Genomic DNA, 13,728 nt, shown 5'->3' with positions numbered 1-13,728 from the left:
GGATGGGTGATACTATGATAGAAAGTTTATATATAGAAAATTTTGCAATCATTGATCAAGTTCAAATAGACTTTCAATCAGGAATGACAGTGTTAACTGGAGAAACAGGTGCAGGGAAATCAATTATCATTGATGCTATTGGTCAATTGATAGGTCAACGTAGTCAACCATCATTTGTAAAAAATGGGGCTGATTATGCATTTATTGAAGGTGTTTTTTCTTCTAATAAAGAAATAGATAAAATTTTATTGGATAATAATTTTCCCATTGATGAGCATCTTGTTATTTCAAAAAAAATTAATCACGATGGTAAATCAGCAATCAAAATTAATTATCGTAATTCTAGTCAATTATTATTAAAAAAAATAATGTCACAAATTGTAGACATACATTCTCAATTTGAAACACATCAATTATTTAATGAATCCTATCATTTAAAGCTATTAGATAATTTTATTGGAAATGAATTAATTGATTTAAAAAAAGAATATCTTACTCTTTATCAAACGTATAAAAATCTAAATCAAAAATACCTTTCTTTAACAAAAGAAGAATTAACTGATGAACAATTAGATTTTTATTTAGCTCAATTAGAAGAAATAGAAGAATTAGATTTAGAAAATTTTGATGAAGAAGAGTTTTTAAAAGAGAGAAATAATCTATTAAATTATGAAAAAAATTCTCAACATATTAAAAACTATAAAGCATTAATGGATTCTTCAAAAGGAATAATGGATCTCTTCAAACAAAGTTTAAACGAACTTTCATATCTCGAAATTGATGATATTAAGCACAATTATGATCAACTATATGATCTTTATTATACAGTAGATGGTATAAATCAAGATATTTATGATCAATTTTCTCAATCATACTTTAGTGAAGAACGTTATAATGAAGTGCAAGATACCTTTTTCAAATTAAACAAGCTTAAACGTAAATATGGCCAAACAATTGATGCTATTATTGATTTTAAAAATAGTTTAATAGAAAAAATAAAATTATTCAAAAATAGAGATCAAATGATTGAAAATATCAATTTAAAACTTAAAGAAACAGAGAATCAATTAATTTACTATGCTAAAAAAATTTCTATTTTAAGAAAAAATAAAGCATTAGAATTAGAAAAAGAAGTAAAATATATTTTAAATCAAATGTATCTTCAACAAGTTCAATTTAAATTTGATTTTCAAATTAATGATTTTAATGATAACGGAATAGATAATGTTAAAATTGTTGTTTCAACAAATAGTGGTCAACCACTTCAACCACTTCAAAAAATTGCTTCGGGTGGAGAATTATCACGTATTATGCTAGCAATTAAAGCTGTTTCACAAAATTCAAAAGATGGCGGTACAATCATCTTTGATGAAGCAGATACAGGAGTCAGCGGTAAAGTTGCTGAAAGCATTGGGCACGTTATGAAAAAAATCTCAAAAAAACAACAAGTTATTTGTATTACACATTTAGCTCAAGTCGCATGTTTTGCTAATAACCATTTGTTTATTGAAAAAGAGCAAATGGATAACACAAGTAAAGTACATGTAAGATTGCTTAATGAAAAAGAAAGTGTTTATGAATTAGCCAAAATGATTTCTGGTAAAGAAATTACACAACAATCTATAGACCATGCAAAAAAATTGAAAGAAATAAGTGTATAAAATTAAAGCATAGATACCAAAATATGTTGTAGCAAAAAAAGCTACAGGAGGTATCTATGCTTTTTAAAAAGCTTAAAATATCCTTCTATACCTGTTGTCTATCTATTATATTAATGATAGTACCTATTAATGCAATTGATGTTTTAATTGGAGGAGAATCTGTTGGAATAATATTAAATTATGATGGTGTTTGCATTACTGGTTTCTATAAAATAAAAGTTGACAATGAAATTATTGATCCATCTAATTATTTTGAAATTAATGATATTATTACCAGTGTTGATAAGAAAAATGTTAAAACAATTGATGATTTAACAAATATTATAAAAAATTGCAATACAAGTAATTTAGAATTCACAATAAAAAGGGCATCGAATATTTATCATAAAACTATGAAAATTTATAAAAATAATGCTGAATTTAGTACAGGGTTATATGTAAAAGATTGTGCTAAAGGAATAGGAACTGTTACCTATTATCAATTAAATACAGGAAAATTTGCTTGTTTAGGGCACAATATGGTTGATGATGATCTTGATATAAGTGATGGTTCACTGTATTCTGCTTCCATAAAAGGTATAAAGAAAACCGAGTCATACAATATAGGTCAAAAAATTGGTAATATTGATAATCAATCTATAGGTGAGATAGAAAAAAATAATAATTTTGGCGTTTATGGGAAAATTAATAATCTTCCAAATAAAAATGTTTATAAAACTGCTACCATAGATGAAGTTAAATTAGGAGATGCCTATTTTCTTACGGTTTTAAATGAAAATAATGTAGAAAAATGTAAGATAAAAATTACTGATCTATTAAAACAAGATAAACCTATGGAAAAAGGAATAAAATTTATTGTTACAGATCAAAAAATCATAGAACAATGTCATGGTATTATTCAAGGTATGAGTGGTTCTCCGATCATTCAAAATAACAAATTAATAGGTTGTGTTACACATGCAAGTAAATCAGAAATATTGGAAGGGTATGGCATGTATATACAATGGATGATAGATAATGAATAAAAGCCATGTTTTTGACATGGCTTTTATAAAAAATAATACTAATTTTATCTTATTTTTAACAAAACATGTAATAATTTTTATTTCTTATTTTTCTAAAATTCGACAAATAATAAAAAATATTCAAGAAAAATGTAGATATATTTTTAAAAATGCTAAATATTAGTTATTAAATTTATAAATTTATGTTATTTTTTATCTAAAATCTAAACATAAATTAGAATACTTTATATAATATGGTTGTTGGTAGTGGATGGGAGGTAATTATGGAAAAAAAGAAAATCTTTATTATTGTGGAAAATCATGAACTGTTAGAAGGTATAGCACAACAATTTGAAAAATTTTCCAATTATCAAATTGTAGGTACTGCTAATAGTGCAGGCGATGCAATTACTTTTTTTAAAACAAACAATTGTGATTTATTAGTTATTGATCTGATGCTCACTGATATTGATGGTGTCGGAGTATTAGAGAAAGTGAATGAAGTCAACAAAAATGCTTATCAAAAAGTTGTATGTATTACAAGTTTTACTAGTCCATTGATAAGTAATGCACTAGAAAAATTAAATGTAAGCTATTGTTTTAAAATTCCTTTTGATTTTAATTATTTTATGGATGTTATTAAACGTGTTTTTTCAGATGAGATAAAAATCAATGAGACTCATGTTAATGAAACTGAAAAAATTCAAAAAGTTAAAATCGAAAATGAAATCACAGAAATTTTACATGAAGTGGGTATTCCTGCTCATATAAAAGGATATATGTATTTAAGAACAGCAATTATGAAAACATATGATAATATTGATATTTTAGGTCAAGTAACGAAAGTACTATATCCAGAAATTGCAAGAAATTATAATACCACTTCTTCAAGAGTAGAAAGAGCTATCCGACATGCAATCGAAGTTGCATGGAATAGAGGAAATACTGAGGCCATTGATGATATCTTTGGATACACAGTATCTGCTTCCAAATCTAAACCAACAAATTCTGAATTTATTGCAATGATTGCCGATAAATTGAGATTAGCACATAAAACAGCATTAGCAAATAAAGGGCACTATTTATAATTAAAATATGTTACAATGTTGCTAAGGGAGTGAGTTGCTATATGCAAATTATATTTCATATAGATTTAAATGCATTTTATGCAAGTGCTGAAATGGCAAATGATTCTTCTTTGGAAGGAAAACCTTTAGTAATATCTGGAAATAATAGGCGTGCGATTGTTTCTACTGCTTCATATGAAGCAAGAAAATATGGAATCCATTCTGCAATGCCATTATTTCAAGCTAAACAATTATGTAAAAATTTAATCATAAAACCCGTAAATTTTGATTTATATAGACGTTTATCAAGTCAATTTTTTGAATTGATTTCAACATATAGTCCTTTGTTAGAAATAGCAAGTATTGATGAATGTTATGTTGATTTTTCTAATTACATTATCGAACATAATATTCATCCTTACAAACTTGCAAAAATCATTCAAAATGATGTTTTAAATACATTAAAATTAAAATGTTCTATTGGAATTGCTCCTAATAAATTTATGGCTAAAATGGCTAGTGATATGAAAAAACCAATGGGTATTACCATTTTAAATAAATCTAATTATAAACAATTACTTTGGCCCCTTGATGTTTCTGAAATGTTTGGAATCGGTAAAAAAACTGCACCTAAACTCAAAGAAATGGGTATTTTAACTATTGGAGATGTAGCTAATTATGATAACTATAATAAATTACGTCAGATTATTGGGAAAAATGCACTTCTATTATATAGAAAAGCCAATGGAATAGATATTTCTAAAGTTAATACTGAAAAAAACGAATTAAAATCTGTAGGTAATTCAACAACCTTACAATACGATACAAATGATATAGAGACTATTTATGAAACTTTACGTATATTATGTTCTAAAGTTTCATTTAGAGCAAAAAAAAGAAATTTGATTGGCAATTCGATCAGTATTACGATTAAGTATTCTCGATTTGAGTCAGTTACTCGACAAACTCCTTTAATTGATTATATCAATGAATATGAGATAATACTTTCTACTGCAAAATACTTATTTGATAAAAATTATAGTGGAAAACCTCTTAGACTTATTGGAGTTTCGTTAAATAATGTTATCAATCGAAGCAGTTATAAAAAACAAGTAAGTCTATTTGACAAAAATATTGAGAAAAATAAAATAAAAACAACAGAGGCTGTAATCAATAAAATTAATAGTGAGAATAAATATCATTTGACAACGGCTTCTGCTTTATTAAATAAATCAAAAAATAAGTACAGAAAAGAATAATCATAAAAAAAAGAAGACATCATATCCTATGCTATAGGAGGAGATATGATGTCTTTTTTTATTCAAAAGAAAAATATGTATTTGCATCAATATTTATTCTTAAATTTTCTTTATTCAACAATTATTTCAATTATATTTTTTTCATTAAATAAATATTCTCTTTATAAAATTTCGGTTGATCTCATATTCTTTAAAACACATCAACTAAATTCGTATCTATTATGTACGTTTTTGTACATAATAATCATCATGGTTTCAGCAACAAGTTTTATTGGTGCTCCCGTTATATCAATTGGAATCATTTATAGAATTTTATGTATTATTTCTTTTATTTTTAAATATTATCAATCACTTCTTTCGTTTCATAATATTTTTATTATTGTATTACCTCAAATGATTATTGAAATTTTAATTACGTATGTGATGTCTTTTATGTCAACTTATCTTTCTATACAAAGTTTCAAATTAACTTTCATACAAAAAGATAACTTCAGTTTAAAATATTTATTTAATTATATTTTAAATTACTTAATTATTATATGTTTTTTAATATTCATATCTGCACTGTTAAAAATTTACCTTATATAAAATTGTTCTTCAATAATCATTCGTGATATAATAAATATGGTGGTAATATGAACATATATGATGCACTTAACGAATATAAACAATATTTATTAATAGAAAAAAAGGTATCAGATAATACATTAAAAAATTATATGCGAGATCTTGAACATTTTATAAACTATATTCAAAAACAAAATCAAGTTGTTTTAATCAATCAAATTGATAAAGATATGATCAGAAAATATTTACAACAATTTACATCTTTAGCAGCATCTTCTTTATCACGAAAAATGGTTTCACTACGCTCATTTTATAAATTTTTGATGAAAGAAGAAATTGTTGAAAAAAATCTTATGGAGACTTTTGATTTACCAAAAAATACGAAAAGACTTCCACAGGTTTTAAATGTGGAAGAAATAAAAACATTACTTGATAGTATTGAAATGGATAATTTTAAAAATGCTAGAATGAGAGCTATGCTAGAGCTATTATATGCGACAGGTATAAGAGTTTCTGAATTGTGTAATTTAAAATTATCACAACTTAATTTAAAAATGAAATATTTAAATGTAATTGGAAAAGGGGATAAAGAAAGGCTTTTGCCTTTAAATGACTATGTATGTAAAATTTTATCATGTTATATTTATGATTTTAGATATCCTAAATTAGATTTTAAAGATAATGATTACTTGTTTTTTAATAATCATTTAAATAAAATATCTAGTGAGTATTTTTATAAAATCCTAAAAAAAGCATGTATAAATGCAAATATCAAAAAGAAAGTGTCGCCTCATACTATTCGACATACATTTGCAACTCACTTGTATGAAAATGGAGCTGATTTACGTTCTATTCAAGAATTACTTGGGCATAGTGATATTTCAACAACCACTATTTATACTCATGTTTCAAATAATAAAATTATTGATGATTATAATAAATATCAGTTAAGAGCAAAAATAAAAAAAGGAGATAGTATTCATGAAATTTAATAGAATTTTTCTCATTGTTTGTGATTCAATGGGAATTGGAAATGCAAAAGACGCAAAAAAATATAATGATTTTGGAGCAAATACCGTTGGTCATATTTGTTCAATATGTGATGGTTTAAATATACCAACATTGCAAAATTTAGGATTTGGTAATTTAGGTGATTTTAAAGGTGTTGCCAAAACACAAAATCCACAAGCTTATATTTTAAAATTAAATGAAGCATCGAATGGTAAGGATACAATGACTGGACATTGGGAAATGATGGGGCTTAAAACAGAAAAACCTTTTATTACATTTACAGATACCGGTTTTCCTAAAGAATTTATTGACCTATTTGAGAAAAAAACTGGTAGAAAATGTGTAGGAAATATTGCATGTAGTGGTACTAAAATTCTAGATATGTATGGAGAACATCAAATCAAAACGGGGGATTGGATAGTCTATACTTCTGCCGATTCTGTTTTTCAAATTGCTGCAAATGAAGATATTATCCCATTAGAAGAATTATATCATGCATGTCAAATTGCTAGAGAAATAGCTATGGATGATAAATGGAAGGTTGGTAGAGTTATCGCTAGACCATATATAGGAACAAAAGAAGGACATTTTACTCGTACATCTAATAGACATGATTATGCATTAGCCCCATTTTCTAAAACTGCGCTTGATTCTTTAAAAGATGCGGGATTAGATGTTATAGGTGTAGGGAAAATACCAGATATATTTGTTGATCAAGGGATTACAAGAAAAATTAAAACAGTAAGTAATGAAGATGGTATGAATAAAACTATTGAATTAGCAAGTGGCAATTTTAATGGTTTAGCGTTTATTAACTTAGTTGATTTCGATGCGGTCTATGGGCATAGAAGAAACGCTGCTGGTTATGGAAAAGCAATTGAAGAATTCGATGTACAATTAGGAGAATTAATAAACGAATTAAAAAATGATGATTTATTAATGGTTACTGCTGATCATGGAAATGATCCAACATATAGAGGAACAGATCATACACGTGAACAAGTACCACTTATAATTTATTCAAAACAATTTAATGAAATGAAAGTATTAAATGATAGTAATTCTTTTGGAATTATCGGTTCTACAATTTGCGATAACTTCAATGTTAAATATAACGGTATAGGTTCATCTATATTAGAATTATTAAAATAGGGATAGAAAAATGGAAAATAGAAAAATCCTTCTTTATTCATTATTTGCGGATTTATTAGGAGCTTTATTATTTATATTTGCAATTCAAATGCACAGTAATATTATTTTATATTCATTTTATCTTATATCTATATTATTATTTATCGTTTCATTTCTAGCTTTATATAAAAATCTTAAAAGTAATAATAAACCTATATTCATATTTGTTATGTTTATTTCCGTAATACTTATCATGTTATGCACATATTTTATTATTATATAATACAAGTATATAAATAGTTAAAATAATAAAAAACTATTTATACATTATAAAAGTTATATAATATACATTATGCGAAGTACTAAGTACATAAAAATAACTCTTTAGGTGGCTAAATGCCACCTTATTTTATAGCTTATTTTTACATTAATTACAGCCTTAATTCTTCCCATACCAAATTGACTAATATTTTTTTGACTATTCATAACTTCTGTTTCGACGCCTCCTGGGAAAATAGTTAAAATTTAAAAGGAAAATAAATGCAAGATGCAAATTATTTTCCTTCTATAAATAATAGATCTTAAAAATTATAATAGTCTTTTTATTAAAATTTATTCATCCATTAGTTTTTTAGCATAATTGTATACTTTTTCACCATTCATCATTCCATAATCTTTCATATCAATAACATCTACTGGAAGTCCTGGATTGACTTTGGCAGCTTCTTCTTTAATTTTTCCTAAATTGAATCTAACTTGTGGGCCAAGTAAAACACAATCCACAGTTGAAAGTCTGTTAATTCCATCAGACATTGGAAGAGCAAAGATTTCTACTTCATCTCCTACTTTTTCTGCTGCTTGTTCCATTTTTGTTACTAATAAACTTGTCGACATTCCAGCCGAACAAACTAACATGATTTTTTTCATTTGAAATTCTCCTTTATCTTTTATCTACCATAATAAGTTTATATTTTTTAAGCAATTTAATCTACTTGAATTCAAATTTTGTAATTTGATTTCAAATATTATCATTTATAACAAAAACTATTAAATTTATTTTCATAAATAACTTACCCTGTTCGATTTCATACAAAATAATTTGTAAATTAACAACTTCAATTCGTGCATTTTAATCTTATACTAAATGATTTCTATTTTTAACATCTAGAATGCTAAGCAGTAAAACAACAAGTATTATAGTAATATAAAAAGTCATTTCAACGATTGCAAATATATTTTATTTATTTGTATATAATGTTGTTAAAATAAAAAGCAATATTAAAAATAAATATTGCTCTTTTAGGATATCTCTAATTTTAAGATGATCCTACTACCAACATCTAAAGAATACAGTAAAAATTGAAATATTTCAATAAATATGTCAATAATTGTTGAATTGTCTAAAGTGAAAAGTTAAATTCCACTTTAGATATGACAAAGTGGATTTTAGTCTTTCACAAGCTTCCAGTTGAATTTACTCTTTCACCTGTATAATTTACCTGATATCTGTTTTCCATTTTCATGAAAGGTAGATTATCATGTCTTCTAACAATAAAAATTTACATCTTACTGTTCAAGAAAGAATCATCATTGAAAAAGGTATCGAAAACGGCTCTACTAAAGCTGCTGCTATCGCTCTTACCATCGGCAAGGACAAGTCTACTGTTGGTAAAGAAATCAAAAAACATAGAGAACTTGTTCACAAATCTTCTTATAAAATTAATTGTGCTAATATGAAAAACTGTTCTCACAATCATGTCTGTGACAATTGTGCTGATTTTAAACCTTTCACCTGCAATCGTCGTGATCGTTCTCCTGGTGCATGTAACGGCTGTTCTAAATATACGCATTGTCGCTATGATAAGTATAGATACAAGGCTGATTTTTCTCATAAAAAATATAGAGAAGACCTTGTTGATTCTAGAACTGGTATCAATATGTCATATGAAGAATGCAAAGCTATGGCTGATATTATCGTTCCGCTTATTAAAGCCGAGCATTCTCCCTATCATATCGTTACCAATCATCCTGAATTGAATATTTCTGAAAAAACGCTCTACAACTATATTGAAAATGGTATCTTTAGAGAATTTGGACTTCTCGATATCGATCTTAGAATCAAAACAAAAAGAAAAATAACCAAAAAGGCTTCTAATAAATATAAAAAAAGAGAAGATAAAAAGTATTTGAATGGTCGTACATACGATGACTTTATTAATTATACAGCAGAAAATAAAAATCTAAGCGTTGTTGAAATGGATACGGTCTACAATAATGGTTCTACATGTCCTTTCATGCAAACATTTAAATTTTTAGACTATTCCTTCATGTTTATCGTCTATCAAGAAGAAAAAACGGCGAAATCAATGGCCGAAGGAGTCGATCTTTTAGAAAAGATCTTAGGGGAAGACCTTTTCAGTGAAGAAGTTGCCATTATAAAGACTGATAGAGGAAATGAATTTTGTGATGCTGAAGAGTTTGAAAAAGAAGAAAATGAATCAAGACGTACACGAATATTCTATTGTGATCCAATGACTTCTGGTCAAAAAGGAAGTTTAGAAAACAATCATAAAGAAATCCGCTATATTTGTCCAAAAGAAAATGATTTAAATGATTTAGGACTTAACAGTCAGGAAAAAGCAAATCTAATAGTTTCACATATCAATTCTCAATCAAAAGAACATTTAAAAGGTAAATCACCATTAGAAGTAATGGAATTTATGAATCCTGCACTTTATCAAAAATTCAAAGATTTAGGAATTGAAAGAATCAATAAAGACAATATTGTTTTAAAACCTTACTTATTAAAAGATTAAAATCATTCAGAGAATGTATGAAAATGGGTATACAGATTGCCAGTTCAATACTTTATTCAAGTGGATTTTAGTCTTACACTCAAAAAAAATTGACAAAAACGCACAGCTTTAATGCGCCCCAAAATAGTACTCTTTCATAACAAAATTTGGTTTTCAATCACATGAAAGACTAAATTCAACCATCAAAATAAAAAGAATATTAGGCAAATCACCTAATATTCTTATAAAATCTGCTTTCTGAAAGAGTAAATTCTACTTTTATTTTTCATTTTTTTAAAGTGGAATTTAACTTTTCACTTTAGCAATTGTTGAATTGTTGAATAATATCAAAATAAATTATTTTTCAAATTTATTTGCTTTATCAAATGAATCATATAGATTAGTTACATAATTTCCATTAAAGCACGACATACATAACCCACATGTATGTTCTTTTGAAAAATGAATAGATTTTTTTAATCCTTCTTCACTAATAAACGCAAGGCTATCCGCTTCAATATATTTACATAATTCTTCAACATTCATTTTATTAGAAATTAATTCTTCTATTGTAGATGTATCTACACCATAAAAACATGGAAATTTAATAGCTGGAGAAGCAATTCTAACATGTACTTCTGTTGCACCAGCATCTTTTAAATGTCTTACGATTCTTTTCGAAGTTGTTCCTCGTACAATTGAATCATCAATCATAACTACTTTTTTTCCACTGACAATTGCCGATACTGCAGACAGCTTCATTCGTACACCTTGTTCTCTCATTTCTTGAGTTGGTTGTATAAATGTTCTACCCACATATTTATTTTTTACCAATCCCATTTCATAAGGAATTCCTGATGCTTCTGAATATCCAATTGCTGCTGAAATCGATGAATCTGGAACACCAATAACAACGTCTGCATCGATAGGATTTTCATAATATAATTGCTTACCTGCTAATTTTCTTGTTGTATGAACGTTTATACCATCTAAATTACTATCAGGTCTTGAAAAATAAATATACTCCATAGCACATATTTTATCTTGTAATGGATCTTTTGTATAAATCTTACTTAATAATTTTCCATCTTTTACCCTAACAATTTCACCTGGTTCAACATCTCTTACAAATTTTGCTCCAACGACATCTAATGCGCATGTTTCTGATGCAAACACATAAGCACCATTTGGTAAAATTCCAATTGATAAAGGTCGTAATCCATATTTGTCCCTTGCAGCATAAATTCTATTATCAACCATGATTAAAAATGCAAATGCACCATCTAATTTATCTAAAGAAGTACATATTCTATCAATCATATGTCCACTTTGTCTTTTAATAAGATGCCCTAATACTTCAGTATCAGAAGTTGAGGAGAAAATGCTTCCTTGTTCTTCTAATTCTTGTTTTAGAATATTTGCATTAACTAAGTTTCCATTGTGACATATACTCATAGATCCTTGCATAGTTCTAAATACAAATGGTTGAACATTAGCAATTCCACCTCCACCAGCAGTAGAATATCTAACATGTCCAATAGCTGAATTACCTTGTAACTCTTTTAATTTATCTTGGTTAAATACTTCTGTAACAAGTCCTTCGCCTTTATGAAAAATCATTTTACCATTGTTTTCACAACAGATACCAGCAGCTTCTTGACCTCTATGTTGTAAGCTATGTAATCCATAATAACATATTTGTGATGCATCTTGATGACCAATTATCCCAAAAACACCACATTCTTCGTGTAATTCTCTATCCATATAATCCATATAATACCCCCGTGACGTAAATATTGTATAATGCAAATTTATTATCGTCAATATTTTTTATATATTAAAAAATTAGAGTTTCCTCTAATTTTTAAAACTATGAATTGGTGCTGGTATTCTTCCACCACGATTTATAAATTCTGAACAATCAAATTCATTAACAGGCATAATAGGAGCATAACCTAATAATCCTCCAAATTCAACCGTTTCACCTACATCTTTTCCACTTACTGGAATGATTCTTACAGCTGTTGTTTTTTGATTGATCATACCAATAGCCATTTCATCAGCAATAATACCAGAAATAGTAGCTGATGATGTTTTACCAGGAATAGCAATCATATCTAATCCGACACTACATACACATGTCATTGCTTCTAATTTTTCAAGTGTTAATGCTCCATTTTCTACCGCATTAATCATTCCTTGATCTTCACTTACAGGAATAAATGCACCACTTAGTCCCCCAACATAAGATGATGCCATTACGCCTCCTTTTTTTACTTGATCATTAAGTATTGCTAATGCTGCAGTAGTTCCAGGTGCCCCTACACTCTTTAATCCCATACCTTCTAAGCAATCAGCAATACTATCACCAACAGCTGGTGTAGGTGCAAGAGATAAGTCAATAATTCCAAATGGGATATTTAACATTTTTGAAGCTTCTTGAGCAACAAGTTGACCCACACGAGTAATTTTAAAAGCAGTTTTTTTGATTGTTTCGCATAATTTGCCAAAATCTTCACCTTTACATTTTTCTATTGCGTTTTTCACAACTCCTGGACCACTTACACCAACATTAATAATACAATCAGCTTCACTTACACCATGAAATGCTCCAGCCATAAATGGGTTATCATCAGGTGCATTACATAAAACAACAAGTTTAGCACATCCAATTGAGTCATTTTCTTTTGTTAAATCAGCAGTTTCTTTAATAATTTCACCCATTAATTTAACAGCATCCATATTAATTCCAGTTTTAGTAGAACCAACATTTACTGAACTACAAACATTGTTTGTTACTTTCATTGCTTCTGGAATAGATTCTATTAAAAGTCTTTCAGCAGGTGTCATTCCTTTAGAAACAACAGCGCTATATCCCCCAATAAAATTAACTTTAAGTTCGGCAGCACATCGATCTAAAGTCTTAGCAATTTTAACAAAATCCTTTGTTGATTTACATGCATTAGAACCTACAAAACCAATAGGTGTAACAGAAATACGTTTATTAACAATTGGAATACCATATTTCTTTTCAATTTCTTCACCCGTTTTAACTAAATCTTTTGCTACAGTTGTTATTTTGTTATATATATTTTTGCATAAAACATCAATATCATGATCCATACAATCTAATAAACTGATCCCTATAGTAATTGTACGTACATCTAAATTTTCTTGTTCAATCATTTTATTTGTTTCTGCAACTTCAAATAAGTTAATCATTCTAATCTCCT

General features: G+C 27.3%; 10 protein-coding genes. 7 read left to right on the top strand and 3 right to left on the bottom strand.

Annotated elements, in window-relative coordinates; all coding sequences use genetic code 11:
• Positions 1 to 14 precede the first annotated feature (14 nt).
• The 6 genes from recN to C7U54_RS04355 all read left to right on the top strand — a co-directional run bounded on the left by recN (position 15) and on the right by C7U54_RS04355 (position 7,721).
• Positions 15 to 1,661: a DNA repair protein RecN gene (gene recN / locus C7U54_RS04385; protein WP_107029511.1), complete on the top strand. Its 1,647-nt coding sequence runs from the start codon at positions 15 to 17 to the stop codon at positions 1,659 to 1,661.
• Between the two features lie 56 nt (positions 1,662 to 1,717).
• Positions 1,718 to 2,686, top strand: a complete 969-nt coding sequence (locus tag C7U54_RS04380) for a SpoIVB peptidase S55 domain-containing protein (protein ID WP_107029437.1) — start codon at positions 1,718 to 1,720, stop codon at positions 2,684 to 2,686.
• A 263-nt stretch (positions 2,687 to 2,949) separates the two neighbouring features.
• Entirely contained in the window at positions 2,950 to 3,753 is an 804-nt protein-coding gene (gene spo0A, locus C7U54_RS04375; RefSeq protein WP_022001570.1) for a sporulation transcription factor Spo0A, read from the top strand.
• Positions 3,754 to 3,794: 41 nt separating this feature from the next.
• Positions 3,795 to 4,991: a DNA polymerase IV gene (locus tag C7U54_RS04370; protein WP_022001571.1), complete on the top strand. Its 1,197-nt coding sequence runs from the start codon at positions 3,795 to 3,797 to the stop codon at positions 4,989 to 4,991.
• A gap of 635 nt (positions 4,992 to 5,626) precedes the next feature.
• Positions 5,627 to 6,550 (top strand): site-specific tyrosine recombinase/integron integrase, encoded by a 924-nt coding sequence (gene xerA / locus C7U54_RS04360; RefSeq protein WP_107029436.1) that lies wholly within the window; start codon positions 5,627 to 5,629, stop codon positions 6,548 to 6,550.
• Positions 6,540 to 7,721 (top strand): phosphopentomutase, encoded by a 1,182-nt coding sequence (locus C7U54_RS04355; RefSeq protein ID WP_107029435.1) that lies wholly within the window; start codon positions 6,540 to 6,542, stop codon positions 7,719 to 7,721. Before xerA ends, C7U54_RS04355 begins: the two co-directional genes overlap by 11 nt.
• 591 nt (positions 7,722 to 8,312) lie before the next feature.
• Here the strand turns inward: C7U54_RS04355 and C7U54_RS04350 are convergent.
• Positions 8,313 to 8,627 carry a PTS sugar transporter subunit IIB gene (locus C7U54_RS04350; RefSeq protein ID WP_032090055.1) on the bottom strand — a complete coding sequence of 105 codons (315 nt, stop codon included), beginning with the start codon at positions 8,625 to 8,627 and terminating at the stop codon, positions 8,313 to 8,315.
• 611 nt (positions 8,628 to 9,238) lie between these two features.
• On the opposite strand from C7U54_RS04350, the gene C7U54_RS04345 reads away from it, so the two are divergent.
• Complete coding sequence (locus tag C7U54_RS04345) at positions 9,239 to 10,516, top strand: helix-turn-helix domain-containing protein (RefSeq protein WP_107029434.1); 1,278 nt, start codon at positions 9,239 to 9,241, stop codon at positions 10,514 to 10,516.
• Between the two features lie 336 nt (positions 10,517 to 10,852).
• Here C7U54_RS04345 and purF read toward each other — a convergent pair whose 3' ends face one another.
• Both purF and C7U54_RS04335 read right to left on the bottom strand, forming a co-directional pair.
• The gene (gene purF, locus C7U54_RS04340; protein ID WP_032090053.1) at positions 10,853 to 12,268 is read right to left on the bottom strand and encodes an amidophosphoribosyltransferase; all 1,416 of its coding nucleotides are present in this window, start codon (positions 12,266 to 12,268) and stop codon (positions 10,853 to 10,855) included.
• Between the two features lie 84 nt (positions 12,269 to 12,352).
• Complete coding sequence (locus C7U54_RS04335) at positions 12,353 to 13,717, bottom strand: PFL family protein (RefSeq protein WP_022000843.1); 1,365 nt, start codon at positions 13,715 to 13,717, stop codon at positions 12,353 to 12,355.
• Positions 13,718 to 13,728: the final 11 nt, after the last annotated feature.

The sequence above is a fragment of the Faecalibacillus intestinalis genome (assembly GCF_003024685.1).
Lineage (GTDB): Bacteria > Bacillota_I > Bacilli_A > Erysipelotrichales > Coprobacillaceae > Faecalibacillus > Faecalibacillus intestinalis.
Note: the sequence above shows the minus strand (reverse complement) of the source record. Positions and strands in the feature narration are given on the sequence as shown.

Excerpts from the sequence above, each read along its gene's own strand:
- purF (WP_032090053.1), bottom strand. The coding sequence starts at position 12,268 with ATGGATTATATGGATAGAGAATTACACGAAGAATGTGGTGTTTTTGGG.
- spo0A (WP_022001570.1), top strand. The coding sequence starts at position 2,950 with ATGGAAAAAAAGAAAATCTTTATTATTGTGGAAAATCATGAACTGTTA.
- C7U54_RS04380 (WP_107029437.1), top strand. The coding sequence starts at position 1,718 with ATGCTTTTTAAAAAGCTTAAAATATCCTTCTATACCTGTTGTCTATCT.
- C7U54_RS04370 (WP_022001571.1), top strand. The coding sequence starts at position 3,795 with ATGCAAATTATATTTCATATAGATTTAAATGCATTTTATGCAAGTGCT.
- C7U54_RS04350 (WP_032090055.1), bottom strand. The coding sequence starts at position 8,627 with ATGAAAAAAATCATGTTAGTTTGTTCGGCTGGAATGTCGACAAGTTTA.
- recN (WP_107029511.1), top strand. The coding sequence starts at position 15 with ATGATAGAAAGTTTATATATAGAAAATTTTGCAATCATTGATCAAGTT.
- C7U54_RS04335 (WP_022000843.1), bottom strand. The coding sequence starts at position 13,717 with ATGATTAACTTATTTGAAGTTGCAGAAACAAATAAAATGATTGAACAA.
- C7U54_RS04345 (WP_107029434.1), top strand. The coding sequence starts at position 9,239 with ATGTCTTCTAACAATAAAAATTTACATCTTACTGTTCAAGAAAGAATC.
- xerA (WP_107029436.1), top strand. The coding sequence starts at position 5,627 with ATGAACATATATGATGCACTTAACGAATATAAACAATATTTATTAATA.
- C7U54_RS04355 (WP_107029435.1), top strand. The coding sequence starts at position 6,540 with ATGAAATTTAATAGAATTTTTCTCATTGTTTGTGATTCAATGGGAATT.